The organism is Nitrobacter sp. NHB1 (assembly GCF_036964665.1).
Lineage (GTDB): Bacteria > Pseudomonadota > Alphaproteobacteria > Rhizobiales > Xanthobacteraceae > Nitrobacter.
In genome coordinates this window covers 1,621,175-1,643,033 of sequence record NZ_JBAMDA010000001.1, presented here as the reverse complement: position 1 = coordinate 1,643,033, position 21,859 = coordinate 1,621,175, and the positions used below count along the sequence as shown (strand labels likewise).

Sequence of the window (21,859 nt, the reverse complement as noted above, 5' to 3'; positions counted from 1 at the left end):
GTGTCGAAAGGAGGATCGCGATGGACGACTGGAGCGCCGAGCAGTATCTGAAGTTCGAGGACGAGCGGACGCGACCGTCGCGCGATCTGTTGGCGCAGATTCCGCTGATCGCGCCGCGCAAGGTCGTTGATATCGGCTGCGGTCCCGGCAATTCCACCGAACTCCTGGTCGAGCGCTGGCCGCAGGCCGAGATCATCGGTATCGATACATCCGCCGACATGCTGCGGCGGGCGCGCGAACGGCTGCCGGGACAGACATTTGTCGAAGCCAACGTCGCGCACTGGGTCCCGCCGGCGAACACCGACCTGCTGTTCGCCAATGCGATCTTCCAGTGGGTGCCGGAGCATCTGCGCCAGTTGCAGCGGCTGCTCGGCGCGCTGCCTTCAGGCGGCGCGCTGGCGGTTCAGATGCCGGACAATATCGATGAGCCAAGTCATGTGATGATGCGCGAGGTGGCTCATGCGGGACCATGGCGGGAAACACTTGCGGACGCCGCGCGGGCGAAAGACGTGCTGCCGCGGCCCGGCGCCTATTACGACGCGCTGCGGCCGCTGTGTCAGCACATCGAGATCTGGCACACCATTTACAATCATGTCCTTGTGGACACCGCGGCGATCGTCGAATGGGTCAAGAGCACCGGACTGCGGCCGTTCGTCGATCCGCTGGAGCCCGCCGAAAGGAAAGAGTTCTTGCGCGAATACACGGCGCGAATCGCCGCCGCCTATCCGCTGCAGGCGGACGGCAAGGTGTTGCTGCGCTTTCCGCGTTTCTTCGTGGTCGCGCTCAAGTAAGGTGGTCGCAGTATGCTGCGCCCGTCTTCGCGCGTTTTGCCGCGGCGCACGGTCTCGATTCCGTCACGGTGAATCGTTTAGAACGCTTCTCCCGCCACGACGAGACCCGCTTATGTCCCCGACGCCTGAAACTCCGCTGCCCCCAACGGCTGCCGCCATTGCCCTGCGCCCGCTGCCGATGCTGATCTTCTCCTCGCGCTGGCTTCAGCTACCGCTTTATATCGGCCTGATCGTCGCCCAGGCCGTCTATGTCGTCCTGTTCCTGAAGGAGTTGTGGCATCTCATCGGGCACTCCTTCGATTTTTCCGAACAGCAGATCATGCTGGTGGTGCTTGGCCTGATCGACGTGGTGATGATCTCGAATCTCCTGGTGATGGTGATCGTCGGCGGCTACGAGACCTTCGTGTCGCGGCTCAATCTCAAAGGCCACCCCGACGAGCCGGAGTGGCTCGGCCATGTCAACGCCAGCGTTCTCAAGATCAAGCTCGCGATGGCGATCATCGGCATCTCATCGATCCATCTGCTGCGGACCTTCATCGAGGCCGGAAACCTCGGCAGCACCGAGCGCGTCACCAACTACACCGAAAGCGGCGTGATGTGGCAGACCATCATCCACACCGTGTTTATCTTTTCGGCGATCGGCATTGCGCTCGCGGATCGCATCTCGAGCGAGTCGAATGGAGCGAACGGCCACAAGGAGCATTGAGCATGGCAGCGATCGGCTGGAACGCTTTGCGGCGGCTGCGGCTTGCGAGCGCGATCATGGTCGCGTTCGCTCTCGGAACCGGAGCGCCGCCGGCGCACGCGGCGGACGCCGGTTTTGCGCGTTTCATCGCCGCGATCTGGCCCGAGGCGCAGCGGGCGGGCGTCTCACGCGCGACCTTTGATTCTGTAACGGCAGGACTCGAGCCCGACTACAAGCTGCCTGACCTGATCCTGCCCGGTCGGCCCGCGACCGGCGCGCCGTCGCAGGCGGAATTCGTTCAGGTGCCGGCGGATTACCTCAAGGAGAAGAGCATCGCGCGGCTGGCGGCCCAAGGACAGCGGCTGATGCAAAAATATCGCCCGACGCTGAATGCGATTGAAAAACGCTTCGGCGTGCCGGCAGCGATCATCCTTGCCATCTGGGGCCGCGAAACCGATTACGGCCGCTACGCGCTGCCTTACGACGCAATGCGCGTGCTGGCGACGCAGGCTTATGTCGGCCGCCGCAAGGACCAGTATCGCACCGAGTTCATCGACGGGCTGCTGCTGTTGCAGCGCGGAGACGTCTCGCGCAAGAATTTCCGCGCGTCGTGGGGCGGCGCTACCGGCCTCACGCAATTTCTGCCGTCCGAGCTTGCCAAACATGGCGTCGATTTCGATGGCGACGGCCGCGTCGATATCTGGACCTCGGTGCCCGATGCGCTGGCGTCGGCCGCGCAGCAACTCGTCAACAAGGGCTGGCAGCGGGGGTTGCGCTGGGCCTACGAGGTGCGCGCACCGGCGAGCGTCGACTGCACGCAAGGCGTGCCCGAGGTGACGAAGCCGATCGGCGAGTGGCTGCGCGAAGGTTTTTTGCCGGTGCGCGGACAAAAGCTGACCGCGGCCGAACGGGCACAGCCGGCCTCGCTGTTGCAACCGGAAGGCATCTATGGCCCGTCGTTCCTGACCACGAAGAACTACTTCGTGATCAAGGAATACAATTTCTCCGATCTCTACGTGCTGTTCGTCGGCCATCTCGCCGACCGCATGACCAGTCCGCTGCCGTTCGCGACGCCGTGGTCGGCTTCGACGCAGTTGCGCAGCCGCGACGTCGAGGCGATGCAGCGCCATCTGACGCGGATCGGTCTGTACAAGGACAAGATCGACGGCAAAGCGGGGATGCTGACCCGCGCAGCGCTCGGCGCCTACCAGAAATCGGCCGGTCTCAAAGTGGATTGCTGGCCCAGCGAGGCGGTGCTGCGTGCGATGAACGCGGCGCGCTGAAGTTGTGGTGTCGCCAAATGAAAAACCCGGCCGTGAGGCCGGGTCTCTTCAGGTCGGATCGTCAGGACGACCAGATCAGTCGCACACCCGGACGCGACGGAAGCGCCACACGCCGCGGTAGTCGTCCCAGAAGCGCTCGTGCACCATGTGGCACGGCGGCTCATCCATATAGACCGGAGCCGGTGCGGCGTAGGCCGGACGGCTGTTGGCAATCGCGCCGCCGATGAGGGCGCCGCCCACCAGGCCGCCGAGAACGCCGGCCGCGACATCGCCGCCGCCGGCATGGGCCTGCGGAGCCGTCGCTATCGAACCAACCGCAACCGTCGCTGCCGCGAGGAGGGCGAAAACTGTCTTCTTCATCTTGGGGACTCTCCTGAAGGGTAGCGCCACGATAGGGCGCCGGGTTTAGGGCTACTTACAACACCGTCGTTCAAGCCGGCTGTCTCACCTTGGAAGCGCCCGGCATCCACCTGACGTAAACGCTCGCAGGTCACTTGCCTGAAAAAACGGTTTTTTCAGGCCTTTGCAAGCGGCGCTCCGGAAAACATCCACAGTATGATCCGGAGACCGTTTCGTTAATCGGGTCGTTGCCGGATCAGCCGCAAACCCGGACGCGCCGGAGTCGCCAGCCGTAACCATCCCAGAAGCGCTGGCGCTGCCAGTAGCAGTCAGGCGCTGCGACGTATGCCGGGCCACCGTAGTAGCCGTAGCCGGGTCCATAGTACCGCGGACCGTAATAGCCGGGTCCGTAATAATAGCCCGGGCCTGCCAGCGCGCCGCCTAGGATGGCGCCGCCGATCAGTCCGCCGACGACACCGGCCGCGATGCGGCCGCCGCGCGCTTCGGCGGCTTGAGGTGCAGCCACCGCCGTGACCATGGCAACCGTCGCCAATGCCATCAATGTTCTTTTCATGGCTTCACACTCCTCCGGCATCAATCGACCGCACATAGCGGTCTGTTGCACAAAAGATTCCACATCTGGTTTGAACGATCAATGAACGGGGTGGCTCAATCCTGCCATGATCCGGCTCGGTGTGAAGGTTTTATTATGGATAATCATGATGTTACGGCGCCGTTGAGACGGCGCGCGGGAGCGTCGGCCAGCCAGCCTGTTACCCGTGTTTCCGGGCAGTTTGGAATAGCTTGAAATAGCCGGTTTTCCCTTTGCGTTTCGCGACGCGGTCCAACAATATCGGCGGTGTCCGCGTAGCAATTGGGTTCCGTTTTCATGATCGTTTGTTCCTGTAACGTGCTGACCGATCACGATGTCCGCTCCGCCGTGACCGCAGCAGACGACCTGCGGCGTTCGCCCAAGCAGGTTTACGGATGTCTTGGATGCAGCGCGGAATGTGGGCGATGTGCCCGGACCATCAAGACCATCATCAAGGAAGCGCTCGGCGCCTGTGCCCGGAAATGTTGCGACGGCTGTCCCCACTCCGCGATGCATGCAGAAATCGAGCAGATTCAGCCGGAAATCACTGTCTGACGGATTTTCGCGCTCCTCGTCTCCGTTAATACCGTTGGCGGATAGCTGCCCATCCTGCTTGGGGGTTGTTGCGCTGCCGAATCTGATTTAGAAGTATTCTAAGAATAGTTCTAAGTCGGATGGGCAGGCGCGACGGCCAGCCTGTCAGCGTCAAAAGCACACAGAACAGGAGCTGCTTCCATGAAGGGCGATCCCAAGGTTATCGAATACCTGAACAAGGCGCTCCGCCACGAACTGACCGCGGTCAGCCAGTATTGGCTGCATTACCGGCTGCTGGACAACTGGGGCATCAAGGATCTCGGCAAGAAATGGCGCGCGGAATCCATCGAGGAAATGGAGCACGCCGACAAGCTGATCGACCGCATCATCTTCCTTGACGGCTTTCCAAACATGCAGGTGCTCGATCCCCTGCACATCGGCCAGAACGTCGGCGAGGTGCTGGATTGCGACCTCAAGGCGGAATATTCTGCGCGCGCGCTCTACGAGGAGGCGGCGACGCACTGCCACGCGGTGAAGGATTACGTCACCCGCGATATCTTCGAGAGCCTGATGAAGGACGAGGAAAGCCATATCGACTTCCTCGAAACCCAGATCGATCTCGTCAAGAAGATCGGCGTCGAGCTTTATTCGCAGAAGCATATCGGCGAAATGGATCACGACTGATCGCGACATTCTGCTTTCCGAAAAGCCGGCGCCTTCGAGCGCCGGCTTTTTTGTGCCTGGGTCTATAGTGTTTTCGAGCCAAGCATGTCATCGGGCTTGACCCGAGGACGGATGCCGGTTCGCGTGAAGAAAACGCGTCAAATCAAAATCATGGACCCCCGCTTCTGATTTCATCAGAAGCGAAAAGGCTCTGCCGACCAATTTTCTCTTCGCCGGCAAAGCAAAACCCCGGTAGTTTCCTGCCGGGGGTTCTCTCAGGATGTTATCAGGCGAGCCGGGTATTACCAGTTGCGCTGCGCGCGTAACATGACGGTCCAGGTGTTCTGATCCTTCAGGGTATAGTCTCCCGCCGGCTTGCCAATGCCGTTGTTGGCAGCAAGATGCGCCGCGCCAGCGTACTTCTGATCCAACATGCTGTAAACGGCTTCCGTCGTGAAGGTCAGGTGCTTGACCGGAGTCCAGCGGAGGTTGGCGCCAACCTGCCCGATGTTGTAGTCCGGGTTACAGGTGGTGATACCCGCACCAAGCGCAGTGCGGACCGTACCACCCACGCCGCACAGCGCAGTTTTGGCCGCGCCGGTGTACCTGACCGATGCGTAACCGCCGAAAACCGAACTGCTCCAGTACGGGTTCCAGTTGTGGTTGAAGCCGCCGCGTATACCCCAGGTCGAGACCAACTGAAGCTGGCCGTCAGTGTCAAACACCGAATCCGGTGCAAAGCCAAATCCAACGCCGGTTACACCGGTATAGACTGTGCTGCCCCCCGCCGGAGAGGCCTGATCCTGGATGTTGTAACGGGTTGCGCCGTTGGTGTAGACGCCCTGGATGTTGATCGTGTCACCCGGTCCGGTCGGGATATTCTTGATCGACAGAGCAAGCTGACCTGCCCAACCCCACTTGTCTCCGGGACCGCCGTTGAGCTGACCAAATGGACCAGCGTAGTAGGCAGCATTGTTATCATGAGCCGCAACCGAGGCCTGGAACAGGCCCCAGGCCTGATCGACGCGGAGCTGGCCGACGACGTCCGGAACAGTCGTTCCGCCATAGGCGCTCGTGCCATAGCCGAACGCACCGGGAACCGCGAGGTTGAGAATGCCAGGCTGGTAGTACGCGCTCGGATCCTGCACGCCGACCGAGGCCGACACGCCGTTGCCGAATTCCGCGGTATAGGTGAACTGGTTCACGCCCGTGTTCGTGCCGCCACCGCCGACGAGACCGGTGTAGATGTTTTTGCCCGGAAACTCCGTCCAGGGAGCGCTGAACTGCGAGACGGCTTTACCCATCGTGAAGCCGGCGAACTGGATGAAGGCGAAGTACACGCCAAGCTGGCCGCCGGAGACGGCGCCATTCGGATTTCCGCTATACGAAGTCGCACCGCTGGCCGAGCCGGCATAACCGCCCGAGGTCCATGAAAAGACCGTCTCCATGTAGGTGCGGACCACGCCGTATTCGGTGGCGGTGCGGGTGTCGATGTTCAGGTCCGCACGCGACCGCCAGGTGAAAGCGTTACTGAAACGGTTCTGCGCACCGCCGGCACCATCGGTGTTGCCGCGGTAGATCGAGTTGGTATTGATGCCCATATCTGTACGGATATAACCGCCCAGCTTGACGCAGGTGTCGGTGCCGGGGATGTAATAGAAGCCCGCGCCATACAGGGAGCAGACCTTCACGTATTCGACCGCCTTGGCCTTCAACGGAAGATCGGCGGCCTGTGCCCCGCTCATCGCGACCAGCCCCGCCGCCGAGCCGAGGAAAAGGCTCTTCATCAATTTCATCATAAACCTCCAAGTTTGCTCTGTAGGGCAGGTTCCGAATCCGCTTTACGCAAGCACTTGAAGAAACGTTCCCTCAGTCCCTGACTAACCGCCCAGCCGTTCGCATTTGTTGGACCCTCCCGCTCAACGCGAGAGACCCAAGCGAACCGTTAAAACGACGACCTGAGGGTGCCCCCCTCTATGGCCATATCCTATGGATATATTTTGCTGTATATATCACGGATGTATTTTACGGTATATATCGATATCTTATGATGTCAACATCCGGGCATATCTTCGGCGCTCTCTGGGCGGACGCGGGCCGCACCTCGTTATTCCTTGTGCGGGATTTCTTGTGAATTATCCGAAGGAGTCAGTCATTGCCTCATCCGCGAAATCGGACGAGTAGCGTTGTTTTCTTCGCGATATAAAGGTATTTGAGCATTTCCCGGTGAAGTGGACACCGGTTCGCCGTAAGGAAATGCGACCACTCAATAGCTTGGAGCGCCTGTTCTGATTCCATCAGAACGGCAAGCGCTCTAGGCCCGGCATATTCCCGGATATTGGTTCGAGAGCGTCCGTATTAGAACATCGGGCGATCATTTGGAATCGCGGTGGATTCCCAAACGAGGCTCAAGGTGATTCAAAGTCTGCGGAGGTGATTTGCCATGCCGCATCCTTTGTCGAACGATCTGCGTGAGCGTGTTGTTGCCTATGTCGAGGCGGGGAACTCGTGCCATGGGGCTGCTGCCCGTTTTGGGACTTCGGTATCTTTTGCGGTGAACCTGATGCGGCGCTGGCGGGAGACGGGTCGGGTCGATCCGCGTCCGCGTGGCGGGTTCCGGCATGGCAAGCTCGGTCAGCACCGCGACTTCATTCTTGCGACAGTCGCGGCCGAGAGCGACATCACCATGCCTGAACTGGCGGAAAAACTCGCCAAGGCCAAGGGCGTCAAAGCAGACCCGTCGAACCTGTCGAAGTTCTTGATCGCCTGCGGGCTCAGCTTCAAAAAAACTCTGCGGGCCAGCGAACAAGACAGGCCTGAACTGGTCAAGGCTCGGGCCGAATGGAAAGCGGACCGCCAGCCCATCATGCGCAAGCAGCGCGAGCGGCTGATCTTCATTGACGAAACCGGCACCACCACCAAGATGGTTCGCCAGCGTGGACGATCGCTGAAAGGAACGCGGCTGAACAGCAAGGCTCCATTCGGTCACTGGGGAACGCAGACCTTCGTAGCAGGCCTCAAGTGCGATGGCCTCGTCGCCCCCTGGGTTATCGATGCCCCAATGAACCGGATCATCTTCGAGACCTATGTCGACACCCAACTCGCGCCCGCCCTCAGGCCCGGTGATGTCGTCATCCTGGATAATCTCTCCAGCCACAAGAGCGAGAAGGCCGAAAAAGCCATCCGCGCACGGGGCGCGTGGCTCCTGTTCCTGCCGCCCTACAGCCCGGATCTCAATCCCATCGAAATGGCCTTCGCAAAACTGAAAGCTCATCTGCGGGCCGCCGCACCCAGAACCATCGACGCTCTCTGGAAAGCCATCGGCAACATCTGCGCGTTCTTCTCTCCGCAAGAGTGCTCAAACTACTTCAAAGCCGCAGGATACGGATTCAATTGACTACCCGATGCTCTAGTGCATTTGATCTCAAGTTTAATGGTCGTTTGCCTGATCGCTGGAAAACAGTCACGATTGGCGTAGCGCAAAAGGCGCACTGACGAAGGCGGGTCTACTATGAATAGTCGCGTCTTGGTTGGCGCAAGACCCCCCGGTACCGAGTATGTAGTCGTCCCGCTGACTGCCCCCGTGATATAATCGACAGTTACAAAATCCGATTTCGTGCCGGCGCCCGTCACGTATAGCAGGTTCGTAAGTGATGAGATCGATCATCGATCGGGACGTCGAGCGCATCAGCCATCGCGATACTCCCGATGCGCTGGTCCGGAAGGGACGCGACATCGAGCGACGGGTGCTGGCAATCCGGCATCACCTGGAAGACCGCGTGATCCTGAACGGCTGCAAAACCGTGGTGTTCATGGATTGAGTCGCGCCGGTCGGCAATCGAGCGCTGCTTTAGTGGATCGCGCCCATCGCGTTGTTACTCGATGATTGGGCGGTGGGGTTGTCTGTCTTCGGCGTCTGACGCTCGCGTTCACGCTCCTTCATCATCTCATCGTATTTCGCGGTACCGGGCCGCGGCGGTGCGTCCGCGGGAAGGCCGCCGGCCCAGTGCGGAATCACGTCGCCCATTCCGGCCGCCAGATGCGAATTGATGCTGCCGCATCCGCCCAGGCTGCACACGATCGGCAGGGCGCAAAGCAGAATCGAAATTCGGAGCAGGCGATACGTCATGACTGAACGATTATTATCCCGGTATGGAGATTGCGGGGCAGCGTCGGCCTTTTGGGAGCACATCATCGTCCGTACCGGATCATTGAATGGCTTACCTTCCCAAAAGATTAGCGGCGGCTCGCGCGATGCGATATTCGGTATCTAAACACCTTATGCACGTCCGCCGTTGATGGGCCGATGTCGTTCGCTGGATTTCGGGAATGACAGCAAGAGTTTTTCCGGCATAGCGTGAGGGACCGTTAGCGACCGTCCTCAGCGGACGATCTATGTTTTGTCCCGGCCGACGCTGCTGTAGACAAAACCCAGTTCCGCCATCTCGTCGGGACGGTAGACGTTGCGCAGATCGACCACGATCGGCTGCTTCATGATCCGTTTCAGGCGCGGCAGGTCGAGCGCGCGGAACTGGACCCATTCGGTCACGATCACCAGCGCGTCGGCGCCTTCCGCACAGGCATAGGCGTCGTCGCAATAGTCGATATCGGGGAGTTCGCGCCGCGCCTCTTTCATGCTTGCCGGGTCGAAGGCGCGAACGTTTGCCCCCATATCGCACAGGCCGGTGATCAGCGGGATCGACGGCGCCTCGCGCATGTCGTCGGTGTCTGGCTTGAACGCCAGTCCCAGCACCGCGATCGTCTTGTTGCGTAGACTGCCGCCGAGCGCATTCGCCACCTTGCGCGCCATCGCGCGCTTGCGGTTGTCATTGACAGTGACGACCGACTCCACGATGCGAAGCTGGGTGTCGTGATCTTCCGCGATCTTCACCAGCGCGCGGGTGTCTTTTGGAAAACAGGAGCCGCCATAGCCGGGGCCGGCGTGCAGGAACTTGGCGCCGATGCGATTGTCGAGACCGATTCCGCGCGCGATCTCCTGAATATCGGCGCCGACCTTTTCGGACAGGTCCGCGATTTCGTTGATGAAGGTGATCTTGGTCGCGAGAAAGGCGTTAGCCGCGTACTTGATCAGTTCGGCGGTGCGGCGCGCGGTGAACATCAGCGGCGCCTGGTTGAGCGACAGCGGCCGGTAGATGTCGCCGAGCGTCTTGCGGCCGCGTTCCTCGGAGGTTCCGACCACGATGCGGTCGGGAAACTTGAAATCGCGGATCGCGGCGCCCTCACGCAAAAATTCGGGATTGGACGCCACCACGACGTCGGCCGATGGATTGGCCTCGCGGATCAGGCGTTCCACCTCGTCGCCGGTGCCGACCGGCACCGTCGACTTGGTGACCACGACGGTGAATCCGCGCAACGCCGCCGCAATCTCGCGCGCCGCGGCATAGACGTAGCTGAGGTCGGCATGACCGTCGCCGCGGCGTGAGGGGGTGCCGACGGCGATGAACACCGCATCCGCCTCCGCCACCGGGCCGGGGAGATCCGTGGTGAAATCGAGCCGCGACGCGGTCACGTTGGTCGCGACCAGCGCCTCGAGGCCGGGCTCGAAGATCGGGATCTTGCCGCGGCGCAGCGCCGCGATCTTGTCCGCGTCCTTGTCGACGCAGGTGACCTGATGCCCGAAATCGGCAAAGCAGGCCCCGGACACGAGACCAACATAGCCCGTGCCAATCATCGCAATGCGCATGGAGAGACCTATCGGCTGGTTATTACCCGGAGGGATTTGAATTGCGTCTTAGCAGACGGCGGGCGGGGCTGACGAGGGATCTGCGGCTGTCATAAAGGAAGGAAACAGGGATAAGCGGTGGCCGCCCGTAGGCTGGGTTTCAATGGTGGGCAGATAGTGATAGGAAGGGTGGTTTCCGTTCTGCTGCCCATCTGTCCGGCCCCATAACCAAATGCTATGACCAACGACCAACTGCTGAGCCAGATTTCCGACTATTGCCGTCGGGCCGCAATGGCGGAATCGACCTTTGGCCGGCGTGCCGTCAATGACGGCAAGCTCGTGCACCGGCTGCGCGAGGGCAAGCGGATCACCATCGACACCCTGAACCGGATCGAGGCCTATATCGCCTCGGGCTCTCCGGATGGCGCCGCACCGGTCCGCAGGCCGGAGCCGATCGAGCGACGCGATCCCCGCGCCAATTTCCGCTTTTTCGAAAACCGGCAGAAATATCTGCTGTTCGTCCATACCTGTAGCGAGAAGCGCGTCATCGCCGACCGCGTCGCACTGGAGTTCGGCAGCATTTACCCGCGGCCGCCGGCGCTGCGGGTTTTTGACGCGGGCGTCGGCGACGGAACCGTGCTGGCGCGGGTGGTGCGCTCCATGCACGGTCGCTTTCCCCACATGCCGTTCTACGTCGCGGGCAAGGAACTCAGCCTCGAGGACATCAAGCTGACGCTGGACAAGGCGCCGGACCGGTTGTTTGAGCATCCGGCGACCGTTTTGGTGCTGACCAACATGAATTACGCGGAGGCGCCCTGGCTGGCGCCCCGGTCACCCCAGGCTGCGGCCGGCATGGTGTGGCGCGAGGTGCGGCTACGCGGGGCATCCTCCGGCGAGTTCGAGACCCAAATCCGGGATTTATGGCCGTTTCTGGAGGAGAACTGGCGGGCGAGCGTCAGTCCGGTCACGGGGATGCCGGTTTATGAGCGCCCCGTCGTGCTGGTGATCTACCGGGAGGACCATCAGTTCCTGCTCGATTCGGTGATTCCGCGGGCCGGGCGGGTCGAGGCCAACTTCGACCTGGTGATCGCATCGCAGCCGTACCGGGCCAAATCTTCCCTCAACTTCAGGGCGAGACGAATAATCGCTCCCCTGGCGCGGGGATTGCGGCCGGGAGGGCGTTTGATAGGAATACATTCTCACGGACGAGATCCCGGACTGGAGATTGTCCAGGCGGTCTGGCCTGGAGAAAACCCTTTCGCCGTGAGCCGTCATGAGTTATTGCGCGCTGTGAGATACGAGCTCGGTTCGGTGGGACGCGACCTCAATTTTAACGCATATGCCGACCATCGTTCGATCTTTCGCTATGATATGGAAGCGCTGCCCAATGAGGTCACGGGATCGATCGGAACCTCGACGGCGTTTGCAGCGTGGAATGCGGCGGTTTACGTTGCCCAAGTCGAAGACGACCGGTTGACGGAGATGACCCAAAGCGGCCGCTATCTGGACGCCACCAGAGAGGTTTTGCGCAAGCACAACGGTCTGTGGTTCTACGACGAATCCTACGTCATCTCGCGTCGCCGGGACTGACATTCCAAGGATAACACCACGAAAGGACCGCCACCTCTGGCGGATGAAGGGACGATTGATGCGCGGATCTTACTTGTTCACGAGCGAATCGGTTTCGGAGGGGCATCCCGACAAGGTGTGCGACCGGATCTCGGACGAGATCGTCGACCTGTTTTTCAGCGAGGGCCCGAAAGCCGGCGTCGACCCGTGGGCGATCCGCGCCGCGTGCGAGACATTGGCCACCACGAACAAGGTGGTGATCGCCGGAGAAACCCGCGGGCCCCAATCGGTTACCAAAGAGAAGATCGAAAGCGTGGTCCGCGCCGCGATCAAGGACATCGGCTACGAGCAGGACGGTTTTCACTGGAAGACCGCCGACATCGATATCCTGCTGCATCCGCAGTCGGCCGACATCGCGCAGGGCGTTGACGCCTTGCAGCCCGGCACCAACAAGGAAGAGGGCGCCGGCGACCAGGGCATCATGTTCGGCTATGCCTGCAACGAGACGCCGGACCTGATGCCGGCACCGATTTTCTACGCTCACAAGATCCTGCGGCTGATTTCTGAGGCTCGCCACTCCGGCAAGGAAAAGGTGCTGGGTCCGGACTCCAAAAGTCAGGTCACGGTGCAATACGAGAACGGCAAGCCGGTCGGCGTGAGCGAAATCGTGGTGTCGCACCAGCATCTGATCGAGGACATGAGTTCCGACCAGGTTCGCGAGCGCGTCGAGCCCTATGTGCGCGAGGCGTTGCCGAAGGCATGGATCACCGACAAGACCATCTGGCATATCAATCCCACCGGCAAGTTCTTCATCGGCGGTCCCGACGGCGACGCCGGCCTGACCGGCCGCAAGATCATCGTCGATACCTATGGCGGCGCTGCGCCGCATGGCGGCGGCGCGTTCTCCGGCAAGGACCCCACCAAGGTCGACCGCTCGGCGGCCTATGCCGCGCGCTACCTCGCCAAGAACATCGTCGCGGCGGGTCTCGCCGACCGCTGCACGTTGCAACTCGCCTACGCCATCGGCGTGGCGCGTCCGTTGTCGATCTACATCGATACGCACGGCACCGGAAAGGTTCCGGAAGACACGCTCGAGCGGATCGTCTCAGAAGCCATGGATCTGACGCCGCGCGGCATCCGCAAGCATCTCGACCTGAACCGGCCGATCTATGCGCGCACCTCGTCCTACGGCCATTTCGGCCGCACGCCGGACAACGAGGGCGGGTTCTCCTGGGAGAAGACCGATCTCGCCGAGGTGCTCAAGCGCGCGGTGTGACAACAAGTAAGACCTCATGCCCGGCCTGGTGCCGGGCATCCACGTCTTTCTTTTCGTCAACAAGATGTGGATGGCCGGGACATAGGCGAGCGGGAGCGACGTCGTTCTTCGAACGGCTTTGCCCGGCCATGACGAGGGAAAGATGACGCCGCTCCTCGTGCCGCAAACGGGAAGAGCGAGCCGCAACAAGGGATAAGATCAACATGACCACCGCGACCGCCAAGCAGCCCACCGGCTTCACCGACTACATCGTCGCAGACATCGGCCTTGCCGATTTCGGCCGCAAGGAAATCTCGCTCGCCGAGACCGAGATGCCCGGGCTGATGGCGACGCGCGAGGAATACGGCCCCAAGCAACCCTTGAAGGGCGCGCGGATCGCCGGCTCGCTGCACATGACGATCCAGACCGCGGTGCTGATCGAGACGTTGAAGGCATTGGGCGCCGACATCCGCTGGGTCTCCTGCAACATCTATTCGACGCAGGACCACGCCGCCGCGGCGATCGCGGCCGCCGGCATTCCAGTTTTTGCGGTGAAGGGCGAGACGCTGAAGGACTACTGGGACTACACCGCAAAGCTGTTCGACTGGCACGGGGGTGGCCACCCCAACATGATTCTCGACGACGGCGGCGACGCCACCATGTACGTCCACCTCGGCCTGCGCGCCGAGAAGGGCGACACCGCGTTCCTCGACAAGCCCGGCTCCGAGGAAGAGGAAGTGTTTTTCGCGCTGCTCAAGAAGCAGCTCAAGGAGAAACCCAAGGGCTATTTCGCCGGTATCGCCGAGTCGATTAAGGGCGTTTCCGAAGAGACCACCACGGGCGTGCATCGCCTCTACGACATGCAGAAGGCCGGCACGCTGCTGTGGCCCGCCATCAACGTCAACGACAGCGTCACCAAGTCGAAGTTCGACAACCTCTATGGTTGCCGCGAGTCGCTGGTCGACGGCATCCGCCGTGGCACCGACGTGATGATGAGCGGCAAGGTCGCGATGGTCGCCGGCTTCGGCGACGTCGGCAAGGGTTCGGCCGCCTCGCTGCGTCAGGCCGGCTGCCGCGTCATGGTTGCCGAGATCGATCCGATTTGCGCGCTGCAAGCGGCGATGGAAGGCTATGAGGTCGTGACCATGGAAGACGCCGCGCCCCGCGCCGACATCTTCGTCACCGCCACCGGCAACAGGGACATCATCACCATCGAGCACATGCGCGCGATGAAGGATCGCGCCATCGTCTGCAACATCGGCCACTTCGACAACGAGATCCAGGTGGGTGCGTTGAAGAATCTGAAGTGGGACAACATCAAGCCGCAGGTGGACGAGATCACCTTCGCGGACGGCAAGCGCATGATCCTGCTGTCGGAAGGGCGCCTGGTGAATCTCGGCAACGCCATGGGGCATCCGTCGTTCGTCATGTCCGCGTCGTTCACCAACCAGACGCTGGCGCAGATCGAGCTGTTCGCCAACAACACCGATGGCAAGTACAGGAAAGAGGTCTACGTGCTGCCCAAGACGCTGGACGAGAAGGTGGCGCGGCTGCATCTGAACAAAATCGGCGTCAAGCTCACCGAGCTGCGCAAGGACCAGGCCGATTATATCGGCGTCAAGGTCGCAGGCCCGTTCAAGAGCGATCACTACCGGTATTGATCGGCCCTACGTCATCACCGGGCTAAAGCGCGAAGCGCGTCTTCGCGCAGATGTCCCGGTGATCCACGTCTTCTCTTCGTCCAAGAGTGAAGACGTGGATGGCCGGGATAAACCCGGCCATGACGACAACTCTGGGGTCGTTGCAAAAAGCCCCGGAACGATCCAGGGCTTTTTTCATTCTATTAATTATTCGCGCGTCACCCGACTCGGCTAATCCGCGTCACGTCGTCCGGCCGGTGCTCTTCTGCGACGTGAGAAAATCCGACAGCGTGCCGGCGCGCTTGGCCGCGGCCTTCTTCCGGGCGGGCGCTTTCACCGGCTTCGGCTGCGCCGCCTCTTCGGCCTCCTTCGCCATCCGCAGCGCGCGCAGGCGCTCCATGTTCTTGCGTACGGCGACGTCACGGGCCTCGATATCGGAACGGGCTTTTGCGCCCTCGATGGCGGCCAAGCGCATCCGCTCGTTGCGGGCCAGTTGCGAGGGGCTCGGCGGGGACTTGGTCATGGAACTGATATAGGCATTCTCCGCCGAAATGCCAGAGGGCCCCCAAGGCCCCGAGATTTGCTATTCCCGCGCCGAATTGCTATAGGGCCGCCATTCGATTGCTGGCATTGGTTTTGTTAAGCGCCGCCAGGCTCCTTTCCAAAGACTTCGCTGAGATTGGATGTATCGCGCGATCGTGCGTGAAAATGCGCATTTGCGCACTTTGGAACAAGGACGACTCTAATGACGACAGGTACGGTGAAGTGGTTTAACGGCCAGAAGGGTTTTGGCTTCATCCAGCCGAACGACGGCGGCAGCGACGTATTCGTGCACATCAGCGCGGTAGAGCGCGCGGGCCTTACCGGCCTCGCCGAGGGCCAGAAGGTCAATTTCGAGCTGAAAACCGACAAGATGCGCGGCAAGGTCAGCGCGGAAAACCTCTCGCTCGCATAAGATCCATGGCTGCGCCGTCTGTCATCCTGATGTGATGATGGCGGCGCATCATGTAAGGGAATCGCAAAGCGCCGTGACCCGCGGATGTACCGGGACGCGCTTTCAGGTTTCACGCTTCGTTTCACGAATGTACTGAAACGGGCGTTCAGGGAGCCTCGTCAGCAATGACGGGGCTTTTTTGTTGCGCGGGCAATCCGACGAGACGATGCATGTTCGCGCCGCCGCCTGGAACTCCGCTCCGAGGCCCGCGTTTTCTTCGTTCCATTCCGCAAGCGCTCCTCCCCAGCATTCCGCGAGGCCCCGATGGAACATCTGCAATATCCGACCGAGAGCGAAGTCTATCGCACCGCGCGCAACGCGCTGTTAGAGGAGGAGATTGCGCTGCGCGCGCAGATCGAGGCTGTGGCCGAAAAGCGCCGCGCGCTGCCGATGGGTGGCGAGGTGCCGCAGGACTACCTGTTCGAGCGCATCGGCAAAAACGCAATGCCGGAGAAGGTGAGGATGTCCGATCTGTTCGGATCGCACGACACTCTGATCCTCTACAGCTTCATGTATGGCCCAGAGCGCGAGTCCCCGTGCCCCGGCTGCACGCACCTGCTCGATGGCATCGACGGCGCTGCGCGACACCTGACCCAGCGCGCCGCATTTCATGTCGTGGCGAAATCGCCGATCGCGCGGCTCGCCGCGTGGGCGCATGCGCGCGGCTGGCAGCACATGTCGCTGATTTCCACCGCGGGCAACAGTTACGACGCGGATTATTTCGGCGACACGTCGAAGTTTTCAAAAGCCATGCGCGCCCAGCACAAGGTGCCCGACGGCGAGAACTGGGACGAGACCATCTTCAACGTGTTCAAGAAGCGCGACGGAAAAATCCATCACTTCTGGGGCTCGGAAATGGCCTTCGTGCCGCCAGCGCCGAACCAGAACCACCGCGCAGGCGATCTCGCCGATCCCTTGTGGAATCTTCTCGACATGACGCCTGAGGGGCGAGGCGGCGAGTGGTTTCCAAAGGTGGAGTATTAAGCGTGGAGGAAGCCGCTGTAGCCCGATGAAGCGAAGCGCAATCGGGCAGGGCACCACGTCCACGCCCGATTGCGCTGTGTTCCATCCGGGCTACGACACTATCTAATCTAAAAAGAGTACCTACAAAGGGAAGTTGTGGCGTCGATCACGAAGGGCCAAGCTTGTAAAGCAAAGCCCTGCTCGTCGTTTCTTTTTGCTTGTCTTTAAACCTATTGCAGGCTGCGACCCGCTAGGCGAGTGCATTGGCAGCGGAGGTTTGATGTGCATGGATAAGCTCGTTGGCACGAAGCAGGAAGCAGACGCCCTCCAGGGGCGGGGCGTACTCCAATCCGAGGATGAATGGGCGGCGCGAAACCGCCATCTTGTCGAAAGCTTAAGCAGCCTTATGAACGAGCATGTGCGCTTTCGTACCGGTAAGGCACTCGACATTGGGTGTCAGAACGGTGAATTGACAGACAGCTACGCTGCGGCGACAGCGTTGGGCTGGCAGGGCCTCGAACCGGATCTTGAGTGCCCAACGCGATCCCGGGCCGGCTTGCAGATGCAGCCCGGCGTCGCCCACGACCTGCCGTTCGGGGATCAAAGCTTCGACTGCATCGCCTTGGCGAACGTATTCGAGCACATCAAGCCGGTTCTGCACAATGCAAGCATGGAAGAAATTTACCGCGTGTTGGTTCCCGGTGGAATCTTGGTAGGGCAAATCCCCAATCCGTATTTTCCGATCGAATCCCACAGCCGTCTGCCGTTCTTCGGCTTCGTGCCCCGCAAGCTTCAGCCGCTTTACTGGAAGCTGACGCCCACCGGATGGGATTTCGAAAAGGCCCATTTCTTCATCACCACGATCGGGCACGTGAAAAAAGCTGCGGCCGCTGCAGGCTTCTCGATGGTACTGGCCCAAGACTTCAATTACAGGGCCGAGGCCGTCCCCAAGGCACTGCGCTGGGCTGCTCGGCTTCATAGCCGATTGGGCGTTGTTCCCTGGGCATGGCAATTCGTCTTTCGGCGGATGGAACACTAGACTAGCCGGGCGCACTGTCTTCCACCGGCAGCGGCTCCGTCGCGGCGTCGAGCCAGATCTTGGTGGCCTCGTCGAGATGCGGGCGCACCTCGCGGCGGACGCGGGCATGGTACTCATTGAGCCACATCACCTCTTTCTTGCTGATGCGGCGATCGATCAGGCGGCGGTCGATCGGCGCCAGCGTCAACGTCTCGAAGCCGTTCATTGGCTTTTCGGCGCCGGGAATCTCGACCGCCCTGACCAGCACCAGATTTTCGATCCGGATGCCGAACGCATCGCGCTTGTAGTAGCCGGGCTCGTTGGACAGGATCATGCCGCGCTTCAGCGGCGTGGTCCCGAGTTTCGAGATCCGCGCCGGACCCTCATGCACCGAGAGATAGCTGCCGACGCCGTGGCCGGTGCCGTGCTCGAAGTCGACGCCGGCCTGCCAGAGAAACTGCCGTGCCAGCGTATCGAGTTGCGCGCCGGTGGTGCCGTCGGGAAACACCGCGCGGGCGATGGCGATGTGGCCACGCAGCACGCGGGTGAAGCGGTCGCGCATTTCGTCGGTCGGATCGCCGATCGCGATGGTGCGGGTGACGTCGGTGGTGCCGTCCTCGTATTGCGCGCCGGAATCGATCAGCAAGAGATCGCCGGGCGCGATGCGGCGGTTGCTCTTGCGGGTGACGCGGTAGTGGACGATGGCGCCGTTCGGTCCGGTGCCGGAGATGGTGGGGAAGGAGACGTCTTTCAGCGCGCCGGTCTCGCGGCGAAAAGTTTCCAGTGCCTCGACGGCGTCGATTTCGGTTAGCGTGCCCTTCGGCGCCTCGCGGTCGATCCAGGCGAGAAATCGTACCAGCGCCACCGCGTCGCGCTGATGCGCGGTGCGGGCGCCCGCGATCTCGGTTGGGTTCTTCACCGCCTTCAGCAGCGCAACGGGATCATCACCACGCACCGGCTTGCCGCCCGCAGACGTGATCAGACGGGTCAATGCGTCCGCGGCGGTCGCCTTGTCGAGCGCGATGGCTGCGCCGGACGCGGCTATTTCCGTAAGCGCCTCGGTCAACGCGTCCGGCTCGCACACATCGGCATTGCGTTCGAGGTGATCGCGGCTCACGTTGGAGAGCTTGCGGGAGTCGACGAACACGATGGGGCGGCCGTCTTTCGGCACCACGGCGTAGGACAAAGGCAGCGGCGTATGCGAGACGTCGGCGCCGCGAATGTTGAAGGTCCACGCCACCGCGTGGGAATCCGACAGCACCAGCGCATCGATGCCGAGTTTTGTCATCTCGGTGCGGATGCGCGCGAGCTTGTCGGTCTCGCTCTCGCCTGCGAACTTCGCGCCGTGGATCGTGACCGGGCCGAGCGGCGGTGCGGAACGATCGGTCCAGATACTGTCGACCGGATTGCTCTCGACCGGGACCAGTTCGGCGCCGGCTTTCGCGCAAGCGGTCGCGAGGCGTTCGACTGCTGCCGACGTATGCAGCCATGGATCGTATCCGAGGCGGTCGCCGGCGTGGAGATGCTCGGCCAGCCAGCTTTCCGGGGGCGGATCGACCAGCGAAGCGACGCCCCAGGCCTGGGTATCCACCTGTTGCGCCGCCTGCAATGTATAGCGGCCATCGACAAACACCGCGGCTTCCGTCGCGAGCACGACGGCGAGGCCGGCCGATCCGGTGAATCCGGTGAGCCATGCCAGCCGTTCCTCGGAGGGCGCGACATATTCGTTCTGCTGCTGGTCGGCGCGCGGAATCACGAATCCGGTCAGTTGCTGCCGTACCAGTTCATCGCGAAACGCGGCGAGGCGGGCGGTCAGCGCGACGCCGCCTTCGGGGTCCTCGAATGTCTGGAAATGGGCTTCGAACATTGTCCGGTATCTTATCGCGTTTTCGAGCGAAGTGGGTACCCGTTCGTGTCAAGAAAACGCGTCAAAACAAAAAGTGGCGTCAGCGGCTATCGCGATTTTGCATCAACAGGCTGCACCATCCGTCGATCTGAATTGGCCGAATGAGCACCAGCCCCTGCGCGCGATAGGCCGCGATCACGCTGCGGGTCTGATGCGGCAGCAGTCCCGACAAAATTACCATGGCCTCCGGCGCAAGGTGCGTTGCCATGGCGGGCGCCATCTGCCGCAGCGGATTGGCGAGAATATTCGCCAGCACCAGATCGAACGGCGCGCGCGCGCGAAATAGCGGCGCGGAAAAGCCGGTCGCGCAGATCGAGCAGACAAGCTTGCCGACGCCGTTCAACACGGCATTCTCTCTCGCCACGATCACTGAGCGCGGATCGATGTCGCTGGCCAGCACGTTTCGCCGCAGAGATTTGGCCGCCGCGATGGCGAGAACGCCGGTGCCGGCGCCGAGATCGAGAACGCGCCTTGGCATCTTGGCGTGCAGCACGTGATCGAGCAGCAGCAGGCAACCCCGCGTGGTGCCGTGGTGCCCGGTGCCGAACGCCAGCGCGGCCTCGATCTCGATGCCGAGCTTGTTTGGCGGGACGCGTGCGCGATCATGTCGGCCGTGGACGATGAAGCGGCCGGCGGCGACCGGCACCAGGCCTTCGAGGCTGGCCTCGACCCAGTCCCTGGCGGCGATGGTATCGAAGACGATAGTTTGCGCGATGTCGTCGCCCGCGGCCAGCGCGACCAGCGCGCGGATTCGCTCTTCATCCGGCGGGGCGGCGAAGTGTACCGCGACGCTCCAGCGTCCGTCGCTGCGTTCGAAGGCGGCGACGGCGGCCTCGCTGTCATCGAGACTCTCGGTCAGGAGATCGACGACCCGCCGCGCGATCTGTTCCTCGCCGATGGCGAAGGCGGCGCGGCTTGTCGCCAGCGTGACGGCGTTGGTCATCGGTAGTCCGATGTTTTAGGGGCCAGGGTCCGGTAGCGTCTCAGTTTGACATTCTGGCGATGAGGTAGCCGACGCCGTAGGCCGGTCCAGCCACCAGGAGAACGGCAACCGCCATGAGAAGCCAGCCTTTTAGGACGCCGGCCCAGCCGCCCGTTTGCCAAAGCTGTCGGGGCCCCGGTTGACCGTAGGCCCACAGCGACCATGAGGCGGCCAAGACCAGGTAGATGTCAAAAGTATTCAAGGATGTGCCGACGTAGCCTCCGTATAACGGGACAATGACCGTGAGAAAGACCCTGCCAACAAAATTCAGCACATAGACCCCCAGTACTTGCCTGCTTTCGCTAGGCACCTGCTTTAGTGCAAATCGGAAACTTAGACGATGGAAAACGCATGGGCGGAAGGACGCGGCAGGCGGGGATGACGGCAAAGAAGCGGTTCGAGATTGCCAAAAAGGCAGCCCGCGCGCTGGAGCCGGTAAATCCGCGAACAAAATGCGTCGCGCCACCGTGGGAATCCGCAAAGGGTCAGGAGAGACGGATTCTTCAACAGGCGCCGGTCTGCTGTTGCAGATTTTTTGAGATTGTTATCCACTGGTTTTCCACAGAGATATACACAGGTTTTCCCCAGCCTGATACCAAGTTATACACAAGATTTCGATAGTCTTATCCACAGACAGGAGGCGGACGATTCGCCGCGAATTGCAGCGGTAACCGCGAGGGTTAATCCCCGGTAGCATCTGTGTTCAAATCCCAGCGGAATCGCGGCGAGGTTTTTTAGAGGTTTGTCGCTACCGATGCCTCCAAGCAGAATGCGGGGGTGTCATGGAATCGCAGGGCATCGATCAGATCCGGTCGGCCGGAAGCACAACCGGGATCGCGGTCAGAGACATCATGTGGGCATTCGGCATCAGCGCCGTCGTGCTCGGACTGACGCCGATGGTGGCGGTCTATGTGTTGTTGATCGCCTGACCGGTTAAAACGTTTTCGAGCGAAGCATGTCCT

The 21,859-nt window shown here is 61.5% G+C and carries 21 protein-coding genes and 1 pseudogene; 14 read left to right on the top strand and 8 right to left on the bottom strand.

From position 1 onward, the window contains the following. The first annotated feature begins 20 nt into the window (after nucleotides 1-20). From tam to V4R08_RS07715, 3 genes are all read left to right on the top strand, one after another. Entirely contained in the window at nucleotides 21-791 is a 771-nt protein-coding gene (gene tam, locus V4R08_RS07725) for a trans-aconitate 2-methyltransferase (protein WP_335578810.1), read from the top strand. A gap of 112 nt (nucleotides 792-903) precedes the next feature. Beyond that, complete coding sequence (locus tag V4R08_RS07720; RefSeq protein WP_335578809.1) at nucleotides 904-1,497, top strand: TIGR00645 family protein; 594 nt, start codon at nucleotides 904-906, stop codon at nucleotides 1,495-1,497. A gap of 56 nt (nucleotides 1,498-1,553) precedes the next feature. Next, nucleotides 1,554-2,759, top strand: a complete 1,206-nt coding sequence (locus tag V4R08_RS07715) for a lytic murein transglycosylase (protein WP_335580214.1) — start codon at nucleotides 1,554-1,556, stop codon at nucleotides 2,757-2,759. Between the two features lie 75 nt (nucleotides 2,760-2,834). Here V4R08_RS07715 and V4R08_RS07710 read toward each other — a convergent pair whose 3' ends face one another. Both V4R08_RS07710 and V4R08_RS07705 read right to left on the bottom strand, forming a co-directional pair. Then, on the bottom strand, nucleotides 2,835-3,119 hold the full coding sequence (locus tag V4R08_RS07710; protein ID WP_335578808.1) for a hypothetical protein: 285 nt from the start codon (nucleotides 3,117-3,119) through the stop codon (nucleotides 2,835-2,837). 235 nt (nucleotides 3,120-3,354) lie between these two features. Then, on the bottom strand, nucleotides 3,355-3,672 hold the full coding sequence (locus V4R08_RS07705) for a hypothetical protein (RefSeq protein ID WP_335578807.1): 318 nt from the start codon (nucleotides 3,670-3,672) through the stop codon (nucleotides 3,355-3,357). A 315-nt stretch (nucleotides 3,673-3,987) separates the two neighbouring features. Here V4R08_RS07705 and V4R08_RS07700 point away from each other — a divergent pair, with 315 nt between their 5' ends. Both V4R08_RS07700 and bfr read left to right on the top strand, forming a co-directional pair. Then, on the top strand, nucleotides 3,988-4,245 hold the full coding sequence (locus V4R08_RS07700; protein ID WP_335578806.1) for a (2Fe-2S)-binding protein: 258 nt from the start codon (nucleotides 3,988-3,990) through the stop codon (nucleotides 4,243-4,245). A gap of 180 nt (nucleotides 4,246-4,425) precedes the next feature. After that, complete coding sequence (bfr, locus tag V4R08_RS07695) at nucleotides 4,426-4,908, top strand: bacterioferritin (protein WP_335578805.1); 483 nt, start codon at nucleotides 4,426-4,428, stop codon at nucleotides 4,906-4,908. A gap of 281 nt (nucleotides 4,909-5,189) precedes the next feature. On the opposite strand, the gene V4R08_RS07690 is transcribed toward bfr, so the two are convergent. Next, a complete protein-coding gene (locus V4R08_RS07690; RefSeq protein WP_335578804.1) occupies nucleotides 5,190-6,683 on the bottom strand; it encodes a porin in 1,494 nt (497 codons plus the stop codon). A gap of 647 nt (nucleotides 6,684-7,330) precedes the next feature. Between V4R08_RS07690 and V4R08_RS07685 the strand changes: the two genes are divergently transcribed. Further along, nucleotides 7,331-8,284: an IS630 family transposase gene (locus V4R08_RS07685; protein WP_335578803.1), complete on the top strand. Its 954-nt coding sequence runs from the start codon at nucleotides 7,331-7,333 to the stop codon at nucleotides 8,282-8,284. Between the two features lie 265 nt (nucleotides 8,285-8,549). Then, nucleotides 8,550-8,708, top strand: a pseudogene (gene purU, locus V4R08_RS07680) (formyltetrahydrofolate deformylase); the annotation flags it as partial. Between the two features lie 29 nt (nucleotides 8,709-8,737). On the opposite strand, the gene V4R08_RS07675 reads toward purU, so the two are convergent. Together V4R08_RS07675 and V4R08_RS07670 are read right to left on the bottom strand one after the other, a co-directional pair. Beyond that, nucleotides 8,738-9,016: a hypothetical protein gene (locus tag V4R08_RS07675; RefSeq protein ID WP_335577686.1), complete on the bottom strand. Its 279-nt coding sequence runs from the start codon at nucleotides 9,014-9,016 to the stop codon at nucleotides 8,738-8,740. A 264-nt stretch (nucleotides 9,017-9,280) separates the two neighbouring features. Then, nucleotides 9,281-10,591: a UDP-glucose dehydrogenase family protein gene (locus tag V4R08_RS07670; RefSeq protein WP_335578802.1), complete on the bottom strand. Its 1,311-nt coding sequence runs from the start codon at nucleotides 10,589-10,591 to the stop codon at nucleotides 9,281-9,283. Between the two features lie 216 nt (nucleotides 10,592-10,807). Between V4R08_RS07670 and V4R08_RS07665 the strand changes: the two genes are divergently transcribed. The 3 genes from V4R08_RS07665 (at nucleotide 10,808) to ahcY (ending at nucleotide 15,055) form a co-directional block, all read left to right on the top strand. Next, nucleotides 10,808-12,160 (top strand): hypothetical protein, encoded by a 1,353-nt coding sequence (locus V4R08_RS07665; protein WP_335578801.1) that lies wholly within the window; start codon nucleotides 10,808-10,810, stop codon nucleotides 12,158-12,160. Between the two features lie 58 nt (nucleotides 12,161-12,218). After that, the gene (gene metK, locus V4R08_RS07660) at nucleotides 12,219-13,415 is read left to right on the top strand and encodes a methionine adenosyltransferase (RefSeq protein WP_335578800.1); all 1,197 of its coding nucleotides are present in this window, start codon (nucleotides 12,219-12,221) and stop codon (nucleotides 13,413-13,415) included. Between the two features lie 203 nt (nucleotides 13,416-13,618). Then, nucleotides 13,619-15,055 carry an adenosylhomocysteinase gene (ahcY, locus tag V4R08_RS07655; RefSeq protein WP_335578799.1) on the top strand — a complete coding sequence of 479 codons (1,437 nt, stop codon included), beginning with the start codon at nucleotides 13,619-13,621 and terminating at the stop codon, nucleotides 15,053-15,055. A gap of 220 nt (nucleotides 15,056-15,275) precedes the next feature. Here ahcY and V4R08_RS07650 read toward each other — a convergent pair whose 3' ends face one another. Beyond that, nucleotides 15,276-15,557 carry a hypothetical protein gene (locus tag V4R08_RS07650; protein ID WP_335578798.1) on the bottom strand — a complete coding sequence of 94 codons (282 nt, stop codon included), beginning with the start codon at nucleotides 15,555-15,557 and terminating at the stop codon, nucleotides 15,276-15,278. A gap of 222 nt (nucleotides 15,558-15,779) precedes the next feature. Between V4R08_RS07650 and V4R08_RS07645 the strand changes: the two genes are divergently transcribed. From V4R08_RS07645 to V4R08_RS07635, 3 genes are all read left to right on the top strand, one after another. Then, nucleotides 15,780-15,989, top strand: coding sequence for a cold-shock protein (locus V4R08_RS07645; protein WP_011511195.1), 210 nt, complete (start codon nucleotides 15,780-15,782; stop codon nucleotides 15,987-15,989). Between the two features lie 303 nt (nucleotides 15,990-16,292). Then, entirely contained in the window at nucleotides 16,293-17,012 is a 720-nt protein-coding gene (locus tag V4R08_RS07640; RefSeq protein ID WP_335578797.1) for a DUF899 family protein, read from the top strand. Nucleotides 17,013-17,277: 265 nt separating this feature from the next. Beyond that, nucleotides 17,278-18,030, top strand: coding sequence for a class I SAM-dependent methyltransferase (locus V4R08_RS07635; RefSeq protein WP_335578796.1), 753 nt, complete (start codon nucleotides 17,278-17,280; stop codon nucleotides 18,028-18,030). Between the two features lies 1 nt (nucleotide 18,031). Here the strand turns inward: V4R08_RS07635 and V4R08_RS07630 are convergent, their stop codons facing one another. Both V4R08_RS07630 and V4R08_RS07625 read right to left on the bottom strand, forming a co-directional pair. Continuing rightward, on the bottom strand, nucleotides 18,032-19,876 hold the full coding sequence (locus tag V4R08_RS07630) for an aminopeptidase P family protein (RefSeq protein WP_335578795.1): 1,845 nt from the start codon (nucleotides 19,874-19,876) through the stop codon (nucleotides 18,032-18,034). A 79-nt stretch (nucleotides 19,877-19,955) separates the two neighbouring features. Continuing rightward, a complete protein-coding gene (locus V4R08_RS07625) occupies nucleotides 19,956-20,858 on the bottom strand; it encodes a 50S ribosomal protein L11 methyltransferase (RefSeq protein WP_335578794.1) in 903 nt (300 codons plus the stop codon). A gap of 821 nt (nucleotides 20,859-21,679) precedes the next feature. On the opposite strand from V4R08_RS07625, the gene V4R08_RS07620 reads away from it, so the two are divergent. Further along, nucleotides 21,680-21,826, top strand: a complete 147-nt coding sequence (locus tag V4R08_RS07620) for a hypothetical protein (RefSeq protein ID WP_335578793.1) — start codon at nucleotides 21,680-21,682, stop codon at nucleotides 21,824-21,826. Nucleotides 21,827-21,859 lie beyond the last annotated feature (33 nt).